We start from the raw sequence: 24,247 nt of genomic DNA on the forward strand, positions 1-24,247 counted from the left end.
CTGTCAGTCAGAGACAAACTCCCCGGGCCTTCGCGCCCGGGTTTTTTGTTGCATGGGCAGTGTTGCGCGCCGCGACTCCGGCCTGGGGTGCGCGCCTGCACGCACAGGCCGTGCCGCCGGATCAGACGCCGACGGCGACCATGGCCTTGGCCAGCAGCGGCACCGTCTGGGCGTTCAGCCCGGCGATGTTGATCCGGCTGTCACCGACGATGTAGATCCCGAACTTCTCCCGGATCTCGGCCACCTGCTCGGGCGTCGCGCCGAGCCGGCTGAACATCCCGCGGTGCCGGGCGATGAAATCGAAGCGGTCCGAATTGGTCAGCCGCCGCAGCTCGTCGGCCAGCTGGGTCCGCAGCGCCAGCATCCCCTCGCGGGTCGCTTCCAGCTCTTCCATCCAGCTGTCACGCAGGGCCTCGTCTTCCAGGATCATCGTCACCAGCCGGGCGCCGTGATCGGGCGGGAACGAGAAGTTCAGCCGGTTCAGCGAGGCCAGGTTCTGCTGCGTCACCGCGGTTTCCCCGGCCTCGGCCGAGATCGCGATCAGGATGCCGGTGCGCTCGCGGTAGATGCCGAAGTTCTTCGAGCAGGAGGCCGCGATCAGCACTTCCGGCAGGCTTCGGGCGATCAGCCGGGTGGCATAGGCATCAGCGTCCAGCCCGTCGCCGAACCCCTGATAGGCCAGATCGACCAGAACCGTCGCGCCGCTGGCGCCGACCGTCTCGACGATCCGCTGCCATTCGGTCTGGGTCGGGTTCGCGCCGGTCGGGTTGTGGCAGCAGCCATGCAGCAGCACCAGATCGCCGGGCTTGGCGCGGGCCAGGTCTTCCAGCATCCCCTCGATATCGACGCCGCAGGTCGCCGGGTCGAAGTAACGGTATTCCGCCGTCGCCAGCCCCAGGAAGCCGGCGATCGCCGGATGGTTTGGCCAGGTCGGCGCCGAGAGCCAGATGGTCGCCTCGGGCGAGGCCCGCTTCACCAGTTCCAGCGCCTGCCGGATCGCGCCGGTGCCGCCCGGCGTCGCCACCGAGGCGATCCGGTCGTCGGCGACGCTGCCGGCCAGGATCAGCTTGCGCATCGCCTGGTTGTAGGCGGGATCGCCGGCGATGCCGGTGTAGGTCTTGGTGGTTTCGGATTGCCAGAGCTTCTGCTCGGCACTCTTCACCGCGCGCATCACCGGGGTCACCCCCGAAGCATCCTTGTAGACCCCGACGCCGAGGTCGATCTTGCCCTCGCGCGGGTCCTCGCGGAATTGCTGCATCAGCGCCAGGATCTTGTCGGCCGGTTGCGGCTTCAGTCTGTCCAGCATCGCATTTGTCCTCGTTCTGGCGGTTCGGCTTCAGGGTGTCGGTTCAGGGGCCGGTTTCGACCTTCAGGTCGTCATACATGCCCCATTCGGCCCAGGAACCGTCATAGAGCGCATGGTTGCGATGTCCGACCCGTTCCAGCGCCAGGCTGATGATCGCGGCGGTGACGCCGGACCCGCAGGAGGTGATCGCCGGTTTGTTCAGATCGACGCCGGCGCCGGCAAAGACGGCGCGCAGTTCCTCCGGGGTCTTCATCGTGCCGTCGGGCGCGATCAGCAGGCTGAACGGCAGGTTCTTCGAGCCCGGAATATGGCCGCTGCGCAGGCCCGGTCGCGGCTCGGCCGCCTCGCCCCGGAACCGCGGCGCCGAGCGGGCATCGAGAATCTCGTGGTCGCCCAGCTTGGCCGCCGCCGCCACCTGTGTCACGTCGCGGACCAGATCGGCACGGCGCTGCACCGTCATGTGCCGGTCGCGGATCACCGGCGGCGCGTCGTCCAGCGCCCGGCCCTCGGCCCGCCATTTCGGCAGCCCGCCGTCCAGCACCGCCACATCCGTCTTGCCCATCAGCCGGAACAGCCACCAGACCCGCGCCGCCGAGAACAGCCCGGCGCCGTCATAGACCACCACCTGATGCCCGTCGCCGACCCCCATGGCGCGTAGCCGCGACATGAACTTCTCCACCGGCGGCGCCATATGCGGCAGGGACGAGCGATGGTCGCTGAGGTCGTCGATGTCGAAGAAGCGGGCACCGGGAATATGCGCGGCGGCATATTCGGCCTTCGCGTCGCGCTGCATGTCCGGCAGATACCACGACCCGTCCAGGATTCGCAGGTCCGGGTCCTTCAGATGTCGGGCCAGCCAGTCGGTGGAAACCAGGGTCTTGGGATCGTCGGTCATCGGAACGCCTTCTGGGACGCCCGTTGCTACCCAGCCCGGCCCGACTTGGCAAGGGTGGCGGACGCCCGGCAACGGGGGCCGGGCGTCCGGCCTGCCCTATTCCTTCGAGCCGCCCTTGAGCATGCCCAGAATGCCGGTCAGCACGCCACCACCGACGCCGCCAGCCAGCACGTTGGTGATCAGGCTGGCAAAGTCGAAGCCCGGCGCCGCACCATCGGCCACCGCCGCGCCGCCGCCGACCACCATCCCGGCGAGCTGCCCGCCGCCGATGCCGCCGATCGCGCCGACCACCAGCTTGAGCACCGGGTCGATCGCCTTGCCCATGTTCGTCCGTCCGACCACGGTTCCGCCGACGGCGCCCGAGACCAGCTGGACGATCATTCCGATCCAATCCATGTCGAAGTCCTTCCTGAAGCGGGCCGATTGTTATTGTTCTGCCAGGCCCCGGCCCTCGCACTGACGGGGCAAAGCCTGACCGATGCGCGAATCAGCGGCAAGCGGATTTGCGCCAAACGGCCAAGTTCCCTTCCGTCAGTTCTGTTTTAGCAATCGTTGCTTTTGCCGGTTCCAGTCGCGTTTCGCCTCCGAGGCGCGCTTGTCCTGGTTCTTCTTGCCCTTGCCGATGGCGATCTTGATCTTGGCCATGCCGCGATGGTTGAAATACAGAACCAGCGGCACAAGCGTCATGCCTTCGCGCGCGATCGCCTGCTGCATCCGGGCGATGTCGCGCTTCGAAGCCAGCAGCTTGCGCCGCCGTCGTTCCTCATGCGGGAACATCGCCTGCTGGTAGGGCGCGATATAGCCGTTGATCAGCCAGAGCTCGCCGCCCTCGACGCTGGCATAGCTGTCGGCGATGTTCGAGCCCTTGCCCTGGCGCAGCGACTTCACCTCGGACCCGGTCAGCACGATGCCGCATTCGAGATCGCTCTCGATCGTGTAATCGTAGCGCGCCCGCCGGTTCTCGGCGATGACCTTGTAATTCTTGTCTACCGGTGTCTTGGCCATGATCGGCCCGAGATAGGGGCGACAGCCGCCGCTGTCCAGTTCCGGCGTGGCAATATGGCGGATTTGCACGCGTCGGCAGCATGGTATCTGCTGGCACAGGGAAAGACGGGAGGCGCAGATGTTGGTGCAGATCGCACTGGGCTCGGGGCTGATCATCACCAACGTGATGCTGGCCGGCCTGATGGCCTGGGCGCTGGAAAGCCTGCTGGCCTCGGGTCAGCGCTGGCTTCTGGCGCCGCCGCACCGGCCCAAGCTGGCCGCGGTGCTGACCATGACGGTGCTCTGGTCGCTGGCGGTGATGACCATCGGGGTCTGGATCTGGGCCGTGGTGCTGCGGCTTCTGGACCTTTTCACGACGCTGGAGGCATCGCTCTACTTCTCGCTTGTGGCCTTCACGACGCTGGGCTTCGGCGACATCCTGTTGCCGATCGGCTGGCGGCTTTTGGGCGGGATGGCGGCGGCCAACGGGCTGATCTCGATCGGGCTGCTGACCGCGATGCTGGTCGAGGTGCTGCGCCACGTCCGGCTCAGCCAGCTGGCGGCGCGGGCCGGGGACAGCTGACCGGCCCCCGGCGCCCGATGCTCACTTCAGGTGGTCGATCCGCAGATAGACTTCCGACAGCTTGTCCACCTCGGCCAGCCATTTCGCCACCAGCGCCGGATCATGCGGCGCGGCGGTGACGCCGGCCGGGATCTGTTTCGCCGACACCGCCTCGATCGCCAGCGCCACCGGGGTCGAGACCAGCCGCGCCATGGCCGAGCCCCGCGCATCACCGCTGGCGTCCAGCACGAAGCTCTGGTGCCAGACCGGGGTGCCGTCGCGCTCGGCCTTCAGCTCGACCACCAGGATCACCCGGTCCGGCTCTCCCGGCTCATAGGCATGGTCGCGCCAGAACTGATCCGACATCTCGCGCAGCCGCGCCTCGCCCTCGGGACCGGTCAGCTCCTCGACCTCGGCAAAGACCGGCGCCCAGGCCTCGGCCCAGCCGTTCAGCCGCAGGGTGCCACGGACGAAATCCTTGACCTTCCAGGACGGGTCGAACCGGTATTGCTGGATGAAAGGCAGCGAATCGCGGTTCGGATAGACCTCGAAGACCTCGGGCTGCGGCAAGGGCGCCGTATAGCTGCCGATCGCGTCCCAGGGCCGCGCCACGTCCAGAACCGACCAGTGCCGGATCGACCGCGACGGGCTGCGCAGCGCCTTCAGCACGCCCAGCGGCGACCACGAGAACTTGTAGCGGAAGGCATTCGGAATCTTCGGCACGCCACCGCAATAGCTCAGGAAACTCAGCGCATTCTCGGGGTCGCAGGCCGGCGAACGGCGGTAATCCTCGACCAGCGCATGCGCCATCAGGTGGTCGATTCCGGGGTCGAGCCCGACCTCGTTGACGAAGCGCAGCCCCTTGTCGAGCGCCGCGTCGTTCAGTGCCCGCATCTCGGGCGAGATATAGGAGGACGAAACGAAATGCGCGTCCTTCTCCAGGCACATCTGCGCCAGCGGCACATGCATGTCGCCGGGCAGCATCGAGACCACGATATCGCCGGGCGCGACCCTGGCGGCCAGCGCCTCGGGGGTGAAGGTCTCGATCCGGTCGGTCAGATCGCCGACCGCCTTCCGTGCCTTGTCGGGCGACCGGTTCCATACCGTCACCTCGCGCCCCGACTCGATCAGCCGCCGCAGGCCGGGGATTGCCGACAGGCCGGTGCCGCACCAATGGATTGTCATGCTGAACCTCGCGTTTTGGCTGAGGTCTCAAATATTCGGAGCCGAGGCAAGCCGCTTCGGCGCTATTCGGCCGCCGGTTCCATCGGCAGCGTCGGTGTCGCGGCTTCGGGCGTGATCTCCTCGAAGTCGAAATTGTCCAGTCGTGCCGCCCGCTTGCCGGCCCGTTCGGCGGCGGTCGAGATGCCTTCCAGATCGCCCCGCGCCTGGTTGAAATGCGTGTTCAGCTTGCCGACCCGCTCGACCACCAGTTCGACGTCGCGGTGCAATTGCCGCAGCGTGGTGCGGATCGCCCCGGCCTGCTCGCGCATCCTTGCATCCTTCAGGATCGCCCGCATCGTCGTCAGCGTCGCCATGCAGGTGGTGGGCGAGACGATCCAGACCCGTGCCGCAAAGCCTTCCCGCACCAGTTCCGGGAAATTGGCGTGAAGCTCGGCATAGACCGCTTCCGAGGGCAGAAACAGGATCGCCCCGTCGGCGGTCTCGCCCTCGTTGATGTATTTCTCGGAAATCGCCTTGATATGCGCCCGGACCGAGACCTTCAGCGCCCGCGACGCCTCGGTCAGCGCCTGCTGGGTCTCGGCCCGGCGCAGCGCTTCATATGCCTCCAGCGGGAACTTGGCATCCACGACGATCGGTCCCGGCGGGTTCGGCAGATGGATCAGGCAATCGGCCCGCTTGCCGTTGCTCAGCGTCGCCTGCAGGGTGAAACTGTCACTGGGCAGCGCCTTGCTGACGATATCGGTCAGCTGGATCTCTCCGAACGCCCCCCGGGTCTGCTTGTTCGACAGGATGTCCTGCAGGCTCAGCACGTCGCCCGAGAGCTTTTCGATATTGGCCTGCGCCTTGTCGATGGTCTGCAGGCGTTCCTGCAACTCGCCCAGGGATTTCGCCGTCCGCTGGGCGCTGCCCTGCAGGTTCTCGGTCATCGCCTGGGTGACGTTCGCCAGCCGTGTCTCCATCAGCTGCAGCATCTGCGCCTGCGCCTTGGCCTGCGCTTCTGAGACATGGGTCAGCCCGCCGGTCAGCTGCTGCTGCCCGTCCGAGAGATATTGCACCCGCTGGCCCAGCTGGGTCAGCGAATAGGCCAGCGGTTCCAGGGCCCGCGCCGAGCGGCCGGAGCGCAGCACCACCAGGATCAGCAGCGCGAACAGCAGCAACAGCGCCGCGCCGCCGACCAGCACCGCGACGACCAGCGGGTCGCCGAATCCATAGCTCTGGTCGCCGATCTGGATCATGTCCGCCCGAACAGCCGCTCGATATCGCTGAGCTTCAGCTCCACATAGGTCGGCCGCCCGTGGTTGCACTGACCCGAAAGCGGCGTCGCCTCCATCTCGCGCAGCAGCGCGTTCATCTCGTCGGCCCGCATCTGCCGGCCGGAACGGATCGAGCCGTGGCAGGCCATCCGCGACAGGATCGCGTCGATCCGGCTTTGCAGCGCCGCGCTTTCGCCCTGATCCTCCAGCTCGTCCAGGATGTCCGAGAGCAGCGCCTTGCAATCCACCTGGCCCAGGATCGCCGGGGTCGCCTGCACCGCCACCGCGCCGCCGCCGAAGGCCTCCAGGCTCAGCCCGTAGCGTTCTAGCTCGGGCGCGGCGGCCAGCAGCCGGGCGGCGGCCTGCGGTCCGATCTCGACGATCTCGGGGATCAGCAGTGCCTGCGCCGCGATCCCGTGCCCGGCCATCTGCCGCTTCAGCCGCTCGTAGACCAGCCGTTCATGCGCCGCGTGCTGATCGACGATCACCAGCCCGGTCTCGGTCTGGGCGATGATGTAGTTCTCGTGCACCTGCGCCCGCGCCGCGCCCAGCGGCAGATGCACCGCGTCGGGGGAACTGTTCGGCTCGACCCGGGCCGAGACCCCGGCCGCGGGCTCGGCAAGGCCCGCCATGCCCGGGTCGGGCGCCTGCGCCTCATACGCGCGCGACAGCGCGACCGGCGCGGGCCGCGAGGCGAAATCCATCTGGTAGACCCGCGGCGGCGCGGTTTCGGGCCGCAGCGCGTTCAGAGTCGCGTCGGCCACGGTGGTCGAGGCGCGGTGCCCGGCCCCGGCCAGCGCCTGCCGCAGTGCCGAGACGATCAGCCCCCGCGCCGCTGCCGGATCGCGGAACCGGACCTCGGCCTTGGCCGGATGCACGTTCACGTCAACCAGCTGCGGATCGCAGTCCAGGAACAGCACCGCCGCCGGGTAGCGGCCGCGCGGCAGCACGTCGGAATAGGCTGCCTGCAGGGCCCCGAACAGCAGTTTGTCGCGCACCGGACGGCCGTTGACATAGAGGAACTGCGCCACCGTCGCGCCGCGCGAATAGGTCGGAAGGGCGGCAAAGCCGGTCAGGGTCAGCGGCTCGCGCGTCACCTCGATCTTCAGCGCATTGTCGATGAAGTCGCGGCCCAGAACCGCCCGCAGCCGCGCGTGCAGCGCGTCGAACAGGTCGCCGCTGCCGGCCTCGGCCCGGAACAGCTCGCGCCCCTCGCCGCCCGAGACATCGCGCAGCTCGAAGCTGACGAAGGGTTCGGCCAGCGCCAGCCGCCGGATCACCTCGGTCACCGCCTGGGTCTCGGCCCGGTCGCTGCGCAGGAATTTCAGCCGCGCCGGGGTCGCGTAGAACAGGTCGCGCAATTCCACGACGGTGCCGCCGCGCAGGGCCGCGGGCACGACCGGGGTCGGCCGTCCGCCTTCCACCTTCAGCCTGGCGGCGTCATGGCCGGCGGCGCGCGAGGTCAGCGTCAGCCGGCCCACCGCGCCCAGCGAGGGCAGCGCCTCGCCGCGAAAGCCGAAGGAATGGATGTCCAGCAGATCACTGCCGTCGATCTTCGAGGTGGCATGTCGGGCCAGCGCCAGCGGCAGTTCCTCGGCGCTCATCCCGCAGCCGTCATCGGTGACCCGGATCAGCACCTTGCCGCCATTGGCGATCTCGACCACCACCCGTTTCGCCCCGGCGTCCAGCGCGTTCTCGACCAGTTCCTTGACCGCCGAGGCCGGGCGCTCCACCACCTCGCCGGCCGCGATCCGGTTGATCGCCGCCTCGTCCAGCTGCCGGATCACCGGGCGTGACGGGGCAAGGGCTGTGGATATGTTGGGGTCGATTGCGGGCATGGCCCAAGACCTAGCATGTGGCCGGGCGATTCGGCCAGTGGCAGAGCGGGGCGCGGGGTCGGATCATGCCGACCCGGGATGCCCGCCGGGCGGTCGGGCGCTGCCCGGCGGCGCCCCGCGCCTTGAGACCGGGCCGGGGCTGGCCCCGATGCGGCGCGCCCCTAATGGTCGCTTTCCACCCCCTCGGGCTTCCCGACCACCACGAAGGCCAGGTCCTCGGGCCGATAGAGCCGCTTCGCCACCCGCTTGATATCCTCCATCGTCACCGCCTCGATCTTGTCGTTGCGGGTCGCGGCATAATCGATCGGGAAGCCGGCCATCTGCATCCCGACGATGATGCCGGCGATCGTGCCGTTGCCGTCGAAGCGCAGCGGATAGGCGCCGGTGAGATAGGTCTTTGCATCGGCCAGCTCGGTCTCGGTCAGCCCCTCTTCGGCGACCCTGGTCCAGACCGAGCGCACCACGTCCAGCGCCTCGGCCATCTTGCCGTTGGCGCTGGCGAACTGTCCGACGATCAGCTCGCCCAGGTCCATCGGCGCCAGATAGCTGCCGATGCCATAGGTCAGGCCGCGCTTCTCGCGCACCTCGTCCATCAGCCGGGACGAGAAATTGCCGCCGCCGACCGCCTCGTTCAGCACATAGGCGGCGAAATAGTCCGGGTCTTCCAGCTTGATCCCCTCATGCCCGAAGATCGCGATGCTTTGCGGGCTGTCCCAAGGCACCACGGTGACGCCGGGCTTCAGCTGATAGGTCGCGCGTTCCGGCATCGGCGCGCCGGTGGCGGGCAGGGCGCCCAGCAGGTGGTCCAGCAGCGGCCCCAGCTCTTCGGCAGTGATGTCGCCGACCACCCCGACATAGAGCCGGTCGCGCGCCATCACCCGGTTCTTGGCGGCGACGAGATCGTCGCGGGTCAGCGCTGCCACGCTCTCGGGCGTGCCGTTCAGGTCGGTGCCATAGGGATGGTCGCCCCAGGCCAGGTGGTTGAAGGTCGTGCTGGCGATCTTGCCGGGGTCCGAGGCGTTCGACTTGATGATCGACAGCACCTGCGCCCGCACCCGCTCGATCGCGTCGGGGTCGAAGCGCGGCTCGATCAGCGCCTTGCGCAGCAGTTCCACCGCCTCGTCGCGGTTCTCGGTCAGGAACTTGGCCGAGATCATCATCGAATCGTCATGCACGTCGAAACGGAAGCTCGCCGCCAGCGATTCGCGGGCCTCGGCAAAGGCCCGGGCATCCATGTCGGCGGCGCCTTCCTCGATCAGCCCGGTCATCAGGTTGATCGCGCCGCGCTTGCCCGGCGCGTCCAGCGCCGCGCCGCCGCGAAACCGCAGTTCCAGCGCCACGAAGGGGATCGAATGCTCTTCGACCAGCCAGGCGGTGATCCCGCCTTCGGATTTCACCTCCTGAATGTCCACCGCCGCAAGGGCCGGCAGCGCGACAAGGGTGCAGAGTGCAAGAAAAAGCCCGCGGGCCAGGGTGCCGATCATTGAACCGCGTCCTTCTGTTCGGTGGGAGATAGCCAGCCGGTGACCGAATGGCGCCGGTCCAGCAGGTCGCGCGCGGCGGCCATGACCTCGTCCTTGGTGACCGATTGCAGGATGTCCGGCCAGGCCTGGACATCCTCGATCGTCAGCCCCGAGGTCAGGGCCGAGCCATAGGTCCGCGCCTGGCTGCCGATATCGTCATCGGCATAGACCTGCGAGGCCCGCAGCTGGAACCGGATACGCTCCCACTGGGCATCGTCGATGCCTTCCGCCAGGAACTCGTCCACCGCCTTGTCCAGCGCCGCCTCGGCCTCGGCCAGGCTGACGCCCTCCGAAGGCACGACAACATAGCCGAAGGTCGTGTCGTCATAGCTGACGCCCGAGTAATAGGCCGAGGCATAGACCGCGACATGGCTGTCGAACTGCAGCTTCTGCCCCAGCACCGAGGTCGCCGCATTGCCGCCCAGCAGCTCGGCCAGCATGGTCAGCGCCGCGGCGGTTCTCTGGTCGTCATGGTCGCGTTCCGGCACCACATAGTTGCGGACCAGATAGGGCTGCGCGACCCGCGGATCGACCATCTTCAGCCGCCGCTCGGCCAACTGCGGCGGTTCCTGCGGCCGGGTCCGTTCGCCCAGGCCCGGCGTCGGTTCCAGCGGGCCGTAATAGGTCTTGGCCAGCTTCAGCACCTCTTCCGGCTGCACGTCGCCCGCGACGATCAGGATCGCATTGTTGGGCGCATAGTATTTCTTGTAGAAATCATAGGCATCCTGCCGGGTCAGCGCCTCCATCTCGTGGCGCCAGCCGATCACCGGGATCTGGTAGGGAGAGTTCAGATACAGCGCCGCCCGCATCTGCTCGTTGAACAGGGCGCCGGGATCGCTGTCGATGCGCTGGTTGCGCTCTTCCAGGATCACCTGCCGCTCGGTCCGCACATCGTCCTCGGTCAGCTTCAGGTTCCGCATCCGGTCGGATTCCATCCGCATCATCAGCTCCAGCCGGTCCGCCGCGACGCGCTGGAAATAGGCGGTCTGGTCCCAGCTGGTGAAGGCATTGTCGCTGCCGCCGTTGCGGCTGACGGTCTGCGACAGCTCGCCCGCCGCCATGTTCTCGGTGCCCTGGAACAGCAGGTGCTCCAGGAAATGCGCGATGCCGGAATGGCCCGGAGGCTCATCCGCCGCGCCGATCTTGTAATAGACCATCTGGACCACGACCGGCGCCCGGTGATCTTCCAGCACCAGCACCTGCAATCCGTTGTCGAGCGTGTAGCTCGTCGGATCGGCCGCCTGGGCGGGCACCGCGGTCAGGGGCGCCAGGGCCAGGGCCGCCAGCCCGAGAATTCTTCGCATAGTCATACCACTCCGCCGCGCAAATGTCGCGCCACCCTAGCGACCGGGTACCCCGGGGCCAAGCCGGGTTGACGGGGAAGTGAGAGCCCGTGCGGTGGTCGGGGCCGGGTCCGGACGGGCCCGCGCCTCAGCGTGCCGGATCGGGCGGCGCCGCCGGGGTCTTGAGCCCCAGCCGCCGCAGCCGCGCCAGCTCGGCATACTGGTCCAGCTCATAGGGCCGATAGGCCTTGAAATATACGTTCACGTTGAACAGCCGCTCCAGCAGCCTGCCGTCGTTCTTGCGCCGGTATTCCAGATCGGCGGCGGCCAGCTCGTCGCGGATGCCGGCCTGGATGCCGTAGCGTCCGGCGTGATTCAGCAGCCCGGTGTCCGCCGCCGGGATGCCGGAGCGGGTCAGGACCGAAGGATTGCCGCCCAGGGCAGCCACCGCATCCTGATCCGGAGTCGGGTCGGTCAGGTTGCTGCCGCCCGGCGTCGGTTCGGGCAGGGTGGCGAAATCGGGCGGCGCCTGCAGCGGCTTGCCGGGAAGGATCGAGAACTCGTCCGGCCCCTGGGTTGACTTGATGTTGAGAAGCCGCGGCTCCTTGTCGCCAGAACAAGCGCTGACGGTCAGGACCGCAGCCAGCAGCAGCGCCAAGCTTCGCCCGCCCTCAACCCGCATTCCCATAGCTCCTGCCTGTGCCTCAGCCCGTCTTTGACATGTGTTTAGCCTAGCTTTCGGGGCGCGTCACGGGGTCTTTGCCCGGTCGGTCCACAGGATCAGCCCCGCGGCACCCGCAAAAATCGCGATATCGGCCACATTGAACGCATATGGATTGTCGATCCCGCAACAGGACATGTTCAGAAAATCGGCCACCGCGCCATAGATCAGCCGGTCGATCACGTTGCCGAGCGCCCCGCCGATCAGCAGCCCGGCGGCGATCTGGGCCCGCCGGTTGTCCGGTTCGCGCCGCACCCAGATCAGCACCCAGGCCGAAATCGCCAGCGCTACCCCGATCAGCAGCCAGCGCGTCAGATCCGAGTTGCTGGACAGCAGCCCGAAGTTCACGCCCTCGTTCCAGGCCATCCGGAAGGTCAGATAGGGCGGCCAGAGCTCGATCACCCCGGACCGGTGCAGGCCCAGAAGATGCACCACCAGCACCTTGCTGGCCTGATCCAGCGCAATCACGACCAGTGCCGTCTGCCACAGCGCCCGGGAAGGCAGGATGGGGGATGCCCGGCGGCCCATCAGTGACGGAAATGCCGCATGCCGGTAAACACCATCGCCAGCCCGGCTTCGTCCGCCGCCTCGATCACCGCGTCGTCCCGCATTGAGCCGCCCGGCTGGATCACCGCCGTCGCCCCGGCCTCGGCCGCGGCCAGCAGCCCGTCCGGGAAGGGGAAGAACGCGTCCGAAGCGACGACCGAGCCGACCGCAGGCGGCTGCGCCAGCCCCAGGGCCTCGGCCATGTCCTGCGATTTGCGGGCGGCGATTCGGCTGCTGTCGACCCGGCTCATCTGCCCGGCGCCGACGCCCACCGTGGCGCCGTCCTTCACATAGACGATGGCATTGGACTTCACATGCTTGGCCACCTTCCAGGCGAACAGCAGATCGTCCATCTGGGCTTCGGTCGGCGCCTTTCTGGTCACCACCTTCAGATCGGCGCGGGTCAGCCGGCCGTTGTCCTTGTCCTGCACCAGGAACCCGCCCGCGACCTGCCGGAAGGTCAGCATGGGCGCCGAGGGGTCGGGCAGCGAGTCGGTCAGCAGCAGCCGCAGGTTCTTCTTCTTGGCGAACAGCTCCACCGCCTCGGGCGCGGCGTCGGGGGCGATGACCACCTCGGTGAAGATCTCGCAGATCGCCGCGGCGGTCTCGGCATCCAGGGTCCGGTTCAGCGCCACGATGCCGCCGAAGGCCGAGGTGCGGTCGCAGTCATAGGCCCGGGCATAGGCTTCGGCCAGGGTTGGGGCGCTGGCGACGCCGCAGGGGTTGGCGTGCTTGATGATCGCGCAGGCCGGGGTCTCGCGGTCGAATTCGGCGACCAGCTCGAAGGCCGCGTCAGTGTCGTTGATGTTGTTGTAGGACAGCTCCTTGCCCTGCAGCTGCCGCGCCGTGGCGACGCCGGGCCGGGCCGAACCGTCGGTATAGAAGGCCGCTGCCTGATGCGGGTTCTCGCCATAGCGCAGGGTCTGCGCCAGGGTGCCGGCAAAGGCGCGCCGCTTCGGGGTCCTGACGTCGATCGCCGCCGCCATCCAGGTCGAGACCGCCGCATCATAGGCCGCGGTCCGGGCATAGGCCACCTGCGCCAGCCGCTGCCGGAATGCCCGCGTCGTCGCGCCTTCATGCGCCGCCATCTCGTCCAGCAGGGGCCCGTAATCCTCGACATCGACGACGACATTCACGAAGCCATGGTTCTTGGCCGCCGCCCGGATCATCGCCGGGCCGCCGATGTCGATGTTCTCGATGCAGGTGTCGTAGTCCGCGCCCTTGGCGACGGTTGCCTCGAACGGATAGAGGTTGACCACCAGCAGGTCGATCGGCCCGATGCCATGCGCCTCCATCGCCGCCAGGTGCTCGGGATTGTCGCGCAGCGCCAGCAGCCCGCCATGCACCGCCGGATGCAGGGTCTTCACCCGGCCATCCATCATCTCGGGAAAGCCGGTCACATCGGCCACGTCGCGCACCGTCAGCCCGGCCTCGCGCAGCATTGCCGCGCTGCCGCCGGTCGAGAGCAGTTCCACCCCCATTCCGGCCAGAGCCTTTGCCAGGTCCAGAAGCCCGGTCTTGTCGCTGACCGACAGCAGGGCGCGGCGGATGGGGTGCAGGTCGGACATGGAGTTCCTTTCAGGTCGGTGGCGGCCGGACGTTCAGTCCAGCCAGGGCGTATCGTCGCGTTCCAGGTCGCGGATCGCCAGCGGCACTTCCTGCGCCTTGGCCAGCGACCAGCGGACGCGGCTCGCATAATCTATCGCGGCGGCGCTGAGAACCACCTGTTTCGTCGCACGCGGTCGCAGCCGTCCCCGCTCCAGGTAGACGCTGGGTTCCAGCGACAGATCGGCGACCCCGTCGTGCCGGAACACCCAGACCTCGCCCGAGCGCAGCACCATCGACACCGCGGTGCCGCCCATGTCGAGCTCGGCATCGACCTCGGGATGCAGATGAAACCGCAGGGCAAAGCGGATTCCCTGCAGCGCCACCCGGTCCAGCGCCCGGTCGAACGTGGCGCGATGCGCGTCGTTGACCGCCGCCAGAGTGTCCTCGCCGCCCAGGCTGCGCCCGTCCTGGGCGAATTCCAGCCGCCGCATATGGGTCAGACCGTGGGTCCGGACATAGCCGTCATGCGCGGCGATGATCTCGGTCCCGTCCTCGCCGGTCGCCTGCTGCACCCGCACGTCCTCGGGCACCTCGACCAGGTAGTCCCGGGTCCGGTCGGCGCCGAAGCGCAGCGGCCCGAAGCGCGACGAGCTGTAGCCGACGATCTCCAGCGTCGAATGCGAGGCCGTTGCCCGCCCCGCCATCCGCCAGGCCGCCCCGAAGGACCGGCCCGAGCCGCAATTGACCAGCAGCGGCCGCCGCCCCGAGGTGACCTCGATCGCCAGCGTCGAGGCATGGCCGTTGCGCGAAGCGGCGCCCTTGGGCGGCGAGGCGGCATCCATGATCAGCGAGGTCCGGCCATAGGTGGCGCGGGCATAGCCCATGTGCAGCCCGGGCAGCGGCAGGCTGCGCACCCCCGAGGCCGCCAGCGCCGTGTCCAGCCGCCCGTCCGGGCCGCGCCCGCCGCCGTGGAACCGCGCCAGCCCGCCGTCGGAATGGCGCAGCGCCCGCAGGCTGGGCGCCATCCGCTCCAGCGCCGCCAGATGCGCCGGCCCGGCCATCATCCCGGCCTCGGACAGCGCCGCCGAGGCCCAGTTCAGCAGGGTGAAGATATCCAGCAGCTCTTCCGGGTTGCGGGTCGGGATCCCGCCGTCCAGGTCGATCGTCCTTTCGCATTCGGCGGCCAGCGACCGCAACGCCGGCTGCACGAAACGGCTCATCCCGTCCAGCGACAGCCCGGCGACGATCAGCCCGGTCAGCGCCTCGAAGCGCGGCAACCCGGGCGAGGCCGCCTGCCAGCGCCGGCCCAGGAACAGCGTCTGCTGCGCCAGCGAGCGGTAGAAGCCGTCCTGCAACGGCTTGTCGGCGCCCATCATCAGGAACAGCGCATGGTTGATCCAGCGGATCAGCCGCCGCCCGGTCAGGTCCGGAGTCCATCCCGGCCCATGGCCCCGGGCGCAGATCTCCAGCCACTCGGCCAGCCAGCGCTGCGCCAGCTTGCGCGCCGCGGTGTCGCCCACTGCCGCCAGGTCGTCGAGCCAGGCAAAGCCCTGCGCCTCGGCGGCAAAGGTCGGATCGGGATCGGGCAGCGAGAACAGCGGCGTCCCCGGCTCGGCCTGTACCAGGATTCCCGCGAACATGTAGTTTCCGGCCAGAAGCTGCCGGCCCCGGGCGAAACTGCCGATCGTGCGCGGCTCGGGCTGCGACACGAATCCGGTGGCCGCCCGGGCAAAGCCCGCCAGCCTGGCATGCAGCCGGTTCATCACCCTGACCCGCCGCGCAGGTCCGCCTGCCGTCTCGACCACCCCGAGCCTGCTCATCCGTTGTTTTGCGGCAGTTTACCGCCCGCAGTCGCGGGAGTCATGTCCGTTCGGCCGGTCATGCCCCGGCCTTGCGGAAAGCCGCTATGTGAAATCCGTCCATGCCGCCCCGCTCGGCCCAGAAATCCGGCCGCAGCCGCAGCTGCCCGGGCGCCGGAGACCATTCGGGTGCAAGGTCCAGCGCCGCAATCGCCGCCGGATCGGGCCGCAGGTCGGGATGCCGGCCCGGCAGCGCCTCGGCCTGGGCCTCGCCCTCTTCGGGCAGAAGCGAGCAGGTGCAGATCACCAGCCGCCCGCCGGGCCGCAGCAGCGCCGCCGCCCGGTCGGCCAGCGCCGTCTGCAACGCGGTCAGCGGCGCCAGGTCGATCTCGGGCCGGACCCGCGGCAGGTCGGGATGCCGGCGCAGCGTGCCGGTGGCCGAACAGGGCGCGTCCAGCAGGATCGCATCATAGGGCCCGCCCTCGAAATGCAGCGCATCGGCGGTCACGCAACGCGCGCTCAGCCCGGTGCGGGCCAGGTTCTCGGCGACCCGCTGCATCCGCGGCCCCGAGATATCCAGCGCCGTGACATCGGCCCCGGCGGCGGCCAGCTGCATGGTCTTGCCGCCCGGCGCCGCGCAGAGGTCCAGCACCGTCTCGCCCGGCCGTGCCGCCAGCACCCGCGCCGGCAGCGCCGCGGCGGCGTCCTGCACCCAGAAGCCGCCGGTGCCATAGCCGGGCAGGGTCGAGACCTGCACCGGGCCGATGATCCGCACCGATCCGGTCGGCAGGGCCGCGCCGCCGGTGGCCTCGGCCAGCGCCGCGGCATTGCCGTCGCGCGGCGTCAGGTCCAGCGGCGGGGCACTGGCAAAGACCGCTTCCATCGCCGCAACGGTTTCCTTGCCCCAGGCGGCGACCAGCCGCTTGCGCAGCGGCTTGGGCAGTTGCGGTGGCGTCATGCTTGCGAAATCGGGCGGCTGCACGGCGATCTTGCGCAGCACCGCATTGACCAGACCCGAAAGCCGGGCGGTCTCGGCATCCTCCTTGGCCAGCTGCACGGCGGCATGGACAACCCCATGTGCCGCCCCGCCCTGTGCCAGTTCGACGATTCCCAGCCGCAGCAGGTTCAGGATCGGCTCCGGCGGCCGCTGCCGCAGGAAGGGCCCCAGCAGCTTGTCGGTGCGGCCGATCTGGCGCAGGGTCTCGGTCGCCAGCCGTCCGGTGCGGGCGGCATCGCCGGGGGAAAGGTCTTTCGTCACTTCGGGCAGGGCCTCGGAAAGCATCTTCTGCCCGGCGGTCACCAGGGTCAGCAGCTTGACCGCCTGGCGACGCGGATCGCCGCCGCCTCGTGGCCTGTCGCCCGTTCCTGCCGATGCCCGCGCCATGTGTCGCCCTTGCCCACTGCCTGCGCGGGCTATATCAGCCCAAGGGTCAGAGACAAGGAGCCCTGCCCATGGCTGACGAGACAACAGACCGCCCCGATCTGCCCCCCGCCGCCCGCCGCGCCCTGGCCGAAGCCGCCGAGCGCCGCAAGAAGGCCGACGCCGCGCCGCCGCTGCCGGTGGAGCTGGGCGGCCGCGACGGACCCGAGCCGGTGCGCTACGGCGATTACGAGAAAAAGGGCCTCGCGGTCGATTTCTGACCGGGCCCCGGAAGGCCGGCCATCCGGCGGCCAGTCGCCCGCCGGTCTCGCCGCGACCACGACCCGCCCGGGATCAGGCTGCGGGGCCGCCCGCCGCGCCAACGGTCAAGACTGAATTAACCATAACAGCCGTCCCCAGAGAAAACCCTTTCAGATCAAGGGTATGACCCCCCGTCCCCATGGGGACGCTCAGCCCCAGAGGTCGGGATCGGCCGGATGGGCGCCCTGATCGTCATATCGGATCGGCGTGGCCCGGTCTTCGGCCAGCAGCAGCGGTCCGTCCAGATCGGTCCATTCGGCGCCCTGGGCCAGCAGGATCGCCGGGGCCATCGCCAGGCTCGACCCGACCATGCAGCCGACCATGATCCGGTAGCCCTGCTTGCGGGCCTCGTCCCGCAGCGCCAGCGCCTCGGTCAGCCCGCCGGTCTTGTCCAGCTTGATGTTGATGACGTCGTATTTTCCCTTCAACGCCGCCAGCGTCGCCCGGTCATGACAGCTCTCGTCGGCGCAGACCGGCAGCGGCCGCTCGATCTCGGCCAGCAGGTCGTCCTGCCCGGCGGGCAGCGGCTGCTCGACCAGTTCGACTCCCAGCCGGACCAGATGCGGCGCGAGATCGGAATAGACCTCGGCGGTCCAGCCCTCGTTGGCGTCGATGATGATCCTGGTGTTCGGCGCACCGCGGCGCACCGCCTCCAGCCGTGCCATGTCCTCGGGCGTGCCCAGCTTGATCTTCAGCAGCGGCCGCGCCGCATGCCGCGCCGCCGCCGCCTGCATCTTCTCGGGCGTGTCGAGCGACAGGGTGAAGGCGGTCACCACCGGCACCGGCGCCGACAGCCCGGCCAGTTCCCAGGCCCGGCGGTTCTCGGCCTTCGCCTGGTGGTCCCACAGGGCACAGTCCAGCGCGTTGCGGGCCGCGCCGGCCGGCAGCCGCGATTGCAGCGCCGCCCGGTCGCTCTCTCCCTGGACCGAGAGGATTTCCCCGGTCACCGAGTCGAGCGATTCGCCATAGCGCGCATAGGGCACGCATTCGCCGATTCCCTCGCCGCGGTCATCCGAGACCCGGACGGTCAGCACTTTCGCCTCGGTCCGGGAGCCGCGCGAGATGGTGAAGGTCTCGGCCAGCTTGAAACTGTCGGGGGTGACGGTGATCTGCATCAGATCGCTCCCAGTGCATCGACCAGCCGCCCGGCGCCGTGACGATAGGGATCGACGGTGGGCAGACCCATCCGGGCCTCGGTCTCGGCACAGTAGTCCAGCGCCTCCTGATCGCTCATCGCCTGGGTGTTGATCGCGATGCCGACCGCCTGGCAGGCCGGGTTGGCGACCCGGGCCAGCGTCAGGGCGGTGTCGCGGAGCTGTTCCAGCGTCGGCAGCTTGTAGCCGGGCAGTCCGCGCATGTGGCTGCGGGTCGGCTCGTGGCAGAGGATCAGCGCGTCGGGCTGGCCGCCGTGGATCAGCGCCATGGTGACGCCGGAATAGGAAACATGGAACAGGCTGCCCTGACCCTCGATCAGGTCCCAGTGGTCCGGGTCGTTGTCGGGCGTCAGCCACTCGATGGAGCCCGCCATGAAGTCGGCCACCACGGCATCCAGCGGCACCCCGTCGCCGGTGATCAGGATTCCGGTCTGGCCGGTGGCGCGGAAGCTGCAATCCATGCCCCGGTTGCGCATCTCGCGGTCGATGCAGAGCGCGGTATACATCTTGCCGATCGAGCAATCGGTGCCGACCGCCAGCAGCCGCTTGCCGCTGCGCTTCACCCCGTTGGCGATCGGGTATTTCACCTCGGGCACCCGGACGTCATGCAGTTGCCGGCCATGCCGTGTCGCGGTGGCGACCAGGTCGGCTTCGTCCTGCAGCAGGTTGTGCAGGCCCGAGGCAAGGTCGAAGCCCTGCTCCAGCGCCGTGTGCAGCACCGCCTTCCAGGCCTCGGAGATCACCCCGCCCCGGTTGGCGACGCCGATCACCAGGGTCTTGGCGCCGGCCGCATGGGCCTCGGCCAGGTCCATGTCGGGCAGCTTCATGTCGGCCTTGCAGCCCGGCATCCGGTACTGACCGACGGCATTCTCGGGGCGCCAGTCGCGGATGCCCTGCGCGACCTTGGCGGCCAGCGGGTCCGGCGCGTCGCCGAGGAACAGGAGGTAAGGGGTTTCGATCATCGCAGGCACTCCGAGGGGCGTTTCAGGCGAGCGTAACTCTATTCAGATGCGGCGGGAATGGGTCACAATTCTTGACCCGTCTGGCAGAAAATGCGGGAGAATTTTGCGCGATGCGTCGAAATGGAAGAAGGAATGTGCAACCTGTCGGATAGGGACGCAATTTATGCCGCGTTGCAGAGCGATTCTGCGGCCGCGAAGAGAGCTTGCGGAGGGCGGCGCAATATTCTAACGAACAGCAGTAAAGTTGCGCAACAAAATGAGCCTGCCATGAGCTTCCGCCCCCAGCCTGCCGTCCCGTCCCGCCTCAACCGCTGCCAGTTGTTCGGCCCCGGATCGCGGCCGGCGATCTTCGAGAAGATGGCGGCCTCCGCGGCCGACGTGATCAATCTCGACCTCGAGGATTCGGTGGCACCGGACGACAAGGCCCAGGCGCGGGCCAATATCATTCAGGCGGTGGGCGACATCGACTGGGGCGACAAGTGGCTGAGCGTCCGGATCAACGGGCTGGATACGCCGTGGTGGCATCATGACGTGATCGATCTGGTCGAGAAGGCCGGTGCCCGGCTGAACCAGATCATGATCCCCAAGGTGGGCTGCGCGGCGGATGTCTATGCCGTGGATGCGGTGGTGACGGCGGCCGAGAAAGTGGCCGGGCGGAGCACGCCGCTGGCGCTGGAAGTCATCATCGAGACCGCCGCCGGGATTTCCCATGTCGAGGAGATCGCCGCGGCCAGCCCCCGGCTTCAGGCGATGAGCCTGGGGGCCGCCGATTTCGCCGCCAGCATGGGGATGCAGACCACCGGGATCGGCGGCACGCAGGAGAACTACTACATGCTGCGCGAGGGCGCCCGCTATTGGTCGGACCCCTGGCACTGGGCGCAGACCGCGATTGTCGCCGCCTGCCGCACCCATGGTGTCCTGCCGGTGGACGGGCCTTTCGGCGATTTCTCGGACGAGGAGGGGTTCCTGGCGCAGGCGCGGCGCTCGGCGACGCTGGGCATGGTCGGGAAATGGGCGATCCACCCCAAACAGGTGGCGCTGGCCAATGCGGTGTTCTCGCCTTCGGAGGCGCAGGTGACAGAAGCACGGGAGATTCTCGCGGCGATGGCGCAGGCGCAGAAGGATGGTTCGGGCGCGACGGTCTACAAGGGACGGCTGGTCGATCTGGCCTCGATCCGGCAGGCCGAGGTGATCGTGCGGCAGGCGGAGATGATCGGGGGATAGGGGCGCGGGGCTATTCGTCCCGATCCTTCTGTTCCTTCACGGCCGGCCGCTGGCCTTGTCACTGTCGGCGCGCTGGCCGGTCAGGCCGCGACCGCCCCGCGTGGCCGCGAGCGTTGCAGGATCAGCAGCATGATCCCGATGTTCAGCACGTTCCAGCCGATGCCGTTCAGCACCGCCATCTGATAGCTGCCGGTCAGGTCGAAGATGTAGCCCGACATCCAGCCGCCCAGGGCCATGCCCAGGATCGTCGTCGAGATGACCAGCCCGACATGTTTCCCGGCCTCGCGGGCGGGCAGGTATTCGCGGACGATGACCGCATAGCTGGGCACGATGCCGCCCTGGCTGAGGCCGAAGACCAGCGAGACGACGTTCAGCGTCGCCAGCCCGTCGAAGGGCAGGTAGAGGAACAGCGCCATGCCCTGCAGGCCGGAGCCGATCAGCAGGGTGCGGATGCCGCCCAGCCGGTCGGCCAGAAAGCCCGAGGCCAGCCGCGAGACGACGCCGCCGAACAGCATCAGCGACAGCATGTTGGCCCCGGCGGCGGCGCCGTAGCCGAGATCGACGCAGAGCGCCACGATATGGACCTGCGGCATCGACATCGCCACGCAACAGCCGATCCCGGCAAGGCACAGAAGCAGGATCAGCACCGGCGTCGGCAGGCCGGTGGCCATGGCCGGGCGGCTGGCGGCGGCATGGGCGGCGCCTTCCTCGGTCATCCGGCGGGTCAGCAGGAAGGACAGCGGGACCAGCGACACGACCACCACGCCCGCCAGCCCCAGATAGGCCTGGCGCCAGTCCCAGGCCGCCAGCACCGGCGACAGGATCAGCGGCCAGAGCGCTCCGGACAGGTAATTTCCCGAGGCGGCGACCGCCACCGCGATGCCGCGCCGCTTCAGGAACCAGTGCGAGACATCGGCGATCAGCGGTCCGAAGGCGGCGCCGGAGCCGAAACCGATCAGCAGCTGGACCAGTGCCAGAACCGCCACCGAGGGCGCCAGCGCGGCCAGCGAGAACCCCCCGCCCAGGATCAGCGCGGCGCCGATCAGCGAGGCGGTCATGCCCCAGCGATCGACCGCCCGCCCGATCAGCAGGTTGCCGAGCGCGAACCCGATCATGGTCAGCGTATAGGGCAGCGAGGCGGTGCCGCGGTCGACGGCGAACTCGGCCTGCACGTCGGGCAGGATCAGGACGATCGACCACATCCCCACATTGCCGATCAGTCCGATCAGCAGCGAGGCGGCCAGCCGGAACCAGGAATAGCGGCTGTCATGAAGGGGATGGTCCATCCGCGGACGCTAGGACCGCCCCGCGGCATTGTAAATCGCCCCCCGGCTTTGCGCGCCGCCCGGCCAGAGCCGGTAGGTCAGGGCGTGGCGGATCAGCGACGAGAGCGGGCCGGGGCGGATTTCGTCCACCCGGTCGAACAGCACCGCGCGGGTGCCGTCGAGCCGGAACCCGGCGCCGGGGCCGTCGCGGAAGGCCGGAATGACCCGGCTCTGGCAATGGGCGAACAGCGCGAAGCTGGCCGCCCTGTGCGTGCCGAGCCGAAGCGCGGTGCCCTTCGGCGCCAGATAGGCCGGCTGGCCCCAGCGGAGGGTCTCGGTCAGCGGCTCTGCGCCGGGCGTCTCGGCGGCGACAGAGAGGATCAGCGCCCGCAGCGTCCGCAGCCCGGGCCGGGCGCTAGCGGGGGCGGCCTCGAACGCCGCCCGCACCGGATCGGGCGGGGTCATTTCAGCGGCAGGCATATGTCGGTCAGCAGGTCGTCGGGGGCCGTGTCCATCGGGGAGTTCACATAGATCTCCATCGCCGGGGCGTCGCGCGGCTCTTCGCCCGAGCCGTTCAGCCAGTCGCCGTAAAGACACTCGTAAGCCTTGTGCAGACCCGAATAATGGCCCTTGAACCGCAGCACGGCGAACCTGCCGCCGGGCAGGTCGATCTGCTCCAGCCCTTCGGGCGGCGCGGCGCCGTCGGCCAGGACGAAGGTGGCGTGCGAGCGCAGTTCCTCGGGCGCGACCACGGAAGGATCGTCGTGATAGAGGCCGATCATCTCGCGGACCTGGCCCATCATCCCCCGCGCCGCGAGGATGCCGGTCAGCGTCTCGAAGCTGCTGCCGACGGTGATGTAGGGGCCGCGATGGGCGAGGCCGACGACATGGCGGGGCGGGGCGGTCTGGATCGTGACGTCAAACATCCGTGATCTTCCTTTGCTTTTCGGGGCCAGGGGCGCGGTCATCGCGCCCCTTCTGCGGAAGGCGGCGGGCGTGCAGCCGAAGGCCTCGGCGAAGATCCGGGCGAAGCTGCGGGTGTTGGGATGGCCGACGCGGGCGGCGATCCTGGCGATCGGCCAGTCTTCGTTCACCAGCCAGTGCGCGGCCCGGTTCATCCGGATCCGCCGCACGGTCTCGGCCACGGTTTCGCCAGTCATCGCGTGGAATATCCGGTGAAAATGGAACCGGCTCAGCGCCGCCACCTCGGCCAGGGCGTCCAGCGACAGGTCGCGTGACGGGTCGTCATGGATATGTGCGATCACCCGCAACAGGCGCTGTTCGTAGGGGCCCTGCATCCGTCTCCCTTTCTCGTCTTCCGGCCCCCTGATGCCCCAGGCCGGGGTCACAAGTCTTGCTGACCTGCGCTTGCCGGCCATGCTGCCGCAAAGGGGTGCGCAGGCATAGCCCGGCGGCGCGGCGGAGGCGACGGCGGCATCGGTTGCGCCGGACCTGCGGGGCCGCCATATAGAGGGCAGAGTCTGACGGAGCCCGACGCATGACCAATTACCTCGAGTTCGAGAAGCCGCTTGCCGAAATCGAAGGCAAGGCCGAGGAACTGCGCGCCCTGGCGCGGTCGAACAAGGAAATGGATGTCGAGAAAGAGGCCAGCCAGCTCGACAAGAAGGCCGAGACCCTGCTGAAGGATCTCTACAAGGGGTTGAGCGCCTGGCAGAAATGCCAGGTGGCGCGGCATCCGGACCGGCCGCATTGCAAGGACTACATCGAGCAGCTGTTCACCGAATACACGCCGCTGGCCGGGGACCGGAACTTTGCCGACGATCACGCGATCATGGGCGGGCTGGCGCGGTTCAACGACCGGCCGGTGATCGTGATCGGGCAGGAGAAGGGCCATGACACCAAGACCCGGATCGAGCGCAATTTCGGCATGGCGCGGCCCGAAGGCTATCGCAAGACGATCCGGCTGATGGATCTGGCAGATCGTTTCGGCCTGCCGGTGGTGAGCCTGGTCGATACGCCCGGCGCCTATCCCGGCAAGGGCGCCGAGGAGCGCGGCCAGTCCGAGGCGATCGCCCGGACCACCGAGAAGAGCCTGGCGCTGAAGGTGCCGGTGGTCTCGGTCATCATCGGCGAGGGCGGCTCGGGCGGGGCGGTGGCCTTTGCCACCGCGAACCGGGTCGCGATGCTGGAACACTCGATCTATTCGGTGATCTCGCCCGAAGGCTGCGCCTCGATCCTGTGGAAGGATGCCGAGAAGATGCGCGAGGCCGCCGATGCGCTGCGGCTGACGGCGCAGGACCTGCTGAAGCTGGGGGTGATCGACCGGATCATCGGCGAGCCGACCGGCGGCGCCCAGCGTGACGGCAAGGCGGCGGTGGAGGCGGTCGGCAAGGCGATCGAGGCGATGCTGAAGGAACTGGCCAGGAAGAAGCCCGAGGCGCTGGTCCGGGACCGGCGGCAGAAATTCCTCGACATGGGCACCAAGGGGCTGGCGGCCTGACCCGCGAGGGCATGGCGCGGCCGCGCCGCAAGGCAGACACGTAGCAAGGAGGGCTGT

23 protein-coding genes are annotated in these 24,247 nt (G+C 68.7%); 4 read left to right on the plus strand and 19 right to left on the minus strand.

The features are described 5' to 3' along the window. Positions 1-121: 121 nt before the first annotated feature. The 4 genes from NUW50_RS11240 to smpB form a co-directional block, all read right to left on the minus strand. The gene (locus NUW50_RS11240) at positions 122-1,306 is read right to left on the minus strand and encodes an amino acid aminotransferase (RefSeq protein ID WP_258289199.1); all 1,185 of its coding nucleotides are present in this window, start codon (positions 1,304-1,306) and stop codon (positions 122-124) included. Positions 1,307-1,349: 43 nt separating this feature from the next. Continuing rightward, positions 1,350-2,201: a 3-mercaptopyruvate sulfurtransferase gene (gene sseA, locus NUW50_RS11245; protein WP_258289200.1), complete on the minus strand. Its 852-nt coding sequence runs from the start codon at positions 2,199-2,201 to the stop codon at positions 1,350-1,352. A gap of 96 nt (positions 2,202-2,297) precedes the next feature. Beyond that, entirely contained in the window at positions 2,298-2,597 is a 300-nt protein-coding gene (locus NUW50_RS11250; protein WP_258289201.1) for a hypothetical protein, read from the minus strand. Positions 2,598-2,732: 135 nt separating this feature from the next. After that, positions 2,733-3,206, minus strand: a complete 474-nt coding sequence (smpB, locus tag NUW50_RS11255; RefSeq protein ID WP_258289323.1) for an SsrA-binding protein SmpB — start codon at positions 3,204-3,206, stop codon at positions 2,733-2,735. 118 nt (positions 3,207-3,324) lie between these two features. Between smpB and NUW50_RS11260 the strand changes: the two genes are divergently transcribed. Next, on the plus strand, positions 3,325-3,768 hold the full coding sequence (locus NUW50_RS11260) for a potassium channel family protein (RefSeq protein ID WP_258289202.1): 444 nt from the start codon (positions 3,325-3,327) through the stop codon (positions 3,766-3,768). A gap of 21 nt (positions 3,769-3,789) precedes the next feature. On the opposite strand, the gene NUW50_RS11265 is transcribed toward NUW50_RS11260, so the two are convergent. From NUW50_RS11265 to NUW50_RS11310, 10 genes are all read right to left on the minus strand, one after another. Further along, the gene (locus tag NUW50_RS11265; RefSeq protein ID WP_258289203.1) at positions 3,790-4,932 is read right to left on the minus strand and encodes a saccharopine dehydrogenase family protein; all 1,143 of its coding nucleotides are present in this window, start codon (positions 4,930-4,932) and stop codon (positions 3,790-3,792) included. A 62-nt stretch (positions 4,933-4,994) separates the two neighbouring features. Further along, positions 4,995-6,167 (minus strand): DNA recombination protein RmuC, encoded by a 1,173-nt coding sequence (locus NUW50_RS11270; protein ID WP_258289204.1) that lies wholly within the window; start codon positions 6,165-6,167, stop codon positions 4,995-4,997. Further along, positions 6,164-8,023 (minus strand): DNA mismatch repair endonuclease MutL, encoded by a 1,860-nt coding sequence (mutL, locus tag NUW50_RS11275; RefSeq protein ID WP_258289205.1) that lies wholly within the window; start codon positions 8,021-8,023, stop codon positions 6,164-6,166. Before mutL ends, NUW50_RS11270 begins: the two co-directional genes overlap by 4 nt. Positions 8,024-8,184: 161 nt before the next feature. Beyond that, entirely contained in the window at positions 8,185-9,507 is a 1,323-nt protein-coding gene (locus NUW50_RS11280) for a M16 family metallopeptidase (protein ID WP_258289206.1), read from the minus strand. Further along, entirely contained in the window at positions 9,504-10,856 is a 1,353-nt protein-coding gene (locus NUW50_RS11285; protein ID WP_258289207.1) for a M16 family metallopeptidase, read from the minus strand. The genes NUW50_RS11280 and NUW50_RS11285 overlap by 4 nt, the downstream gene beginning before the upstream one ends. A gap of 121 nt (positions 10,857-10,977) precedes the next feature. Continuing rightward, positions 10,978-11,511, minus strand: coding sequence for a DUF3035 domain-containing protein (locus NUW50_RS11290; RefSeq protein WP_258289208.1), 534 nt, complete (start codon positions 11,509-11,511; stop codon positions 10,978-10,980). Positions 11,512-11,577: 66 nt separating this feature from the next. Then, positions 11,578-12,078 (minus strand): signal peptidase II, encoded by a 501-nt coding sequence (lspA, locus tag NUW50_RS11295; protein WP_258289209.1) that lies wholly within the window; start codon positions 12,076-12,078, stop codon positions 11,578-11,580. Beyond that, on the minus strand, positions 12,078-13,664 hold the full coding sequence (gene purH, locus NUW50_RS11300) for a bifunctional phosphoribosylaminoimidazolecarboxamide formyltransferase/IMP cyclohydrolase (RefSeq protein ID WP_258289210.1): 1,587 nt from the start codon (positions 13,662-13,664) through the stop codon (positions 12,078-12,080). The genes lspA and purH overlap by 1 nt, the downstream gene beginning before the upstream one ends. A gap of 33 nt (positions 13,665-13,697) precedes the next feature. Continuing rightward, entirely contained in the window at positions 13,698-15,464 is a 1,767-nt protein-coding gene (locus tag NUW50_RS11305) for a heparinase II/III family protein (RefSeq protein ID WP_258289211.1), read from the minus strand. Positions 15,465-15,522: 58 nt separating this feature from the next. Then, a complete protein-coding gene (locus NUW50_RS11310; protein WP_258289212.1) occupies positions 15,523-16,827 on the minus strand; it encodes an RsmB/NOP family class I SAM-dependent RNA methyltransferase in 1,305 nt (434 codons plus the stop codon). Positions 16,828-16,895: 68 nt separating this feature from the next. Between NUW50_RS11310 and NUW50_RS11315 the strand changes: the two genes are divergently transcribed. After that, positions 16,896-17,084, plus strand: a complete 189-nt coding sequence (locus tag NUW50_RS11315) for a DUF1674 domain-containing protein (protein WP_258289213.1) — start codon at positions 16,896-16,898, stop codon at positions 17,082-17,084. 189 nt (positions 17,085-17,273) lie between these two features. Here NUW50_RS11315 and dgcA read toward each other — a convergent pair whose 3' ends face one another. Beyond that, the gene (gene dgcA, locus NUW50_RS11320; protein ID WP_258289214.1) at positions 17,274-18,239 is read right to left on the minus strand and encodes an N-acetyl-D-Glu racemase DgcA; all 966 of its coding nucleotides are present in this window, start codon (positions 18,237-18,239) and stop codon (positions 17,274-17,276) included. Next, a complete protein-coding gene (gene dgcN, locus NUW50_RS11325) occupies positions 18,239-19,240 on the minus strand; it encodes an N-acetyltransferase DgcN (protein ID WP_258289215.1) in 1,002 nt (333 codons plus the stop codon). The genes dgcA and dgcN overlap by 1 nt, the downstream gene beginning before the upstream one ends. A gap of 267 nt (positions 19,241-19,507) precedes the next feature. Here dgcN and NUW50_RS11330 point away from each other — a divergent pair, with 267 nt between their 5' ends. Then, on the plus strand, positions 19,508-20,464 hold the full coding sequence (locus NUW50_RS11330; RefSeq protein WP_258289216.1) for an L-malyl-CoA/beta-methylmalyl-CoA lyase: 957 nt from the start codon (positions 19,508-19,510) through the stop codon (positions 20,462-20,464). 80 nt (positions 20,465-20,544) lie between these two features. Here NUW50_RS11330 and NUW50_RS11335 read toward each other — a convergent pair whose 3' ends face one another. Genes NUW50_RS11335 through NUW50_RS11345 form a run of 3 tightly spaced genes read right to left on the minus strand, consistent with a single transcriptional unit; the run spans position 20,545 to position 23,027 of the window. Next, complete coding sequence (locus NUW50_RS11335; protein WP_258289217.1) at positions 20,545-21,750, minus strand: MFS transporter; 1,206 nt, start codon at positions 21,748-21,750, stop codon at positions 20,545-20,547. A gap of 9 nt (positions 21,751-21,759) precedes the next feature. Next, entirely contained in the window at positions 21,760-22,209 is a 450-nt protein-coding gene (locus NUW50_RS11340; RefSeq protein ID WP_258289218.1) for a DUF1801 domain-containing protein, read from the minus strand. After that, positions 22,191-23,027 carry an AraC family transcriptional regulator gene (locus NUW50_RS11345; protein WP_258289219.1) on the minus strand — a complete coding sequence of 279 codons (837 nt, stop codon included), beginning with the start codon at positions 23,025-23,027 and terminating at the stop codon, positions 22,191-22,193. The genes NUW50_RS11340 and NUW50_RS11345 overlap by 19 nt, the downstream gene beginning before the upstream one ends. 200 nt (positions 23,028-23,227) lie before the next feature. On the opposite strand from NUW50_RS11345, the gene NUW50_RS11350 reads away from it, so the two are divergent. Then, the gene (locus tag NUW50_RS11350) at positions 23,228-24,190 is read left to right on the plus strand and encodes an acetyl-CoA carboxylase carboxyltransferase subunit alpha (protein WP_258289220.1); all 963 of its coding nucleotides are present in this window, start codon (positions 23,228-23,230) and stop codon (positions 24,188-24,190) included. Positions 24,191-24,247 lie beyond the last annotated feature (57 nt).

Origin of the sequence: Frigidibacter sp. ROC022 (assembly GCF_024723735.1) — a bacterium.
Classification (GTDB): Bacteria; Pseudomonadota; Alphaproteobacteria; order Rhodobacterales; family Rhodobacteraceae; genus SLM-1.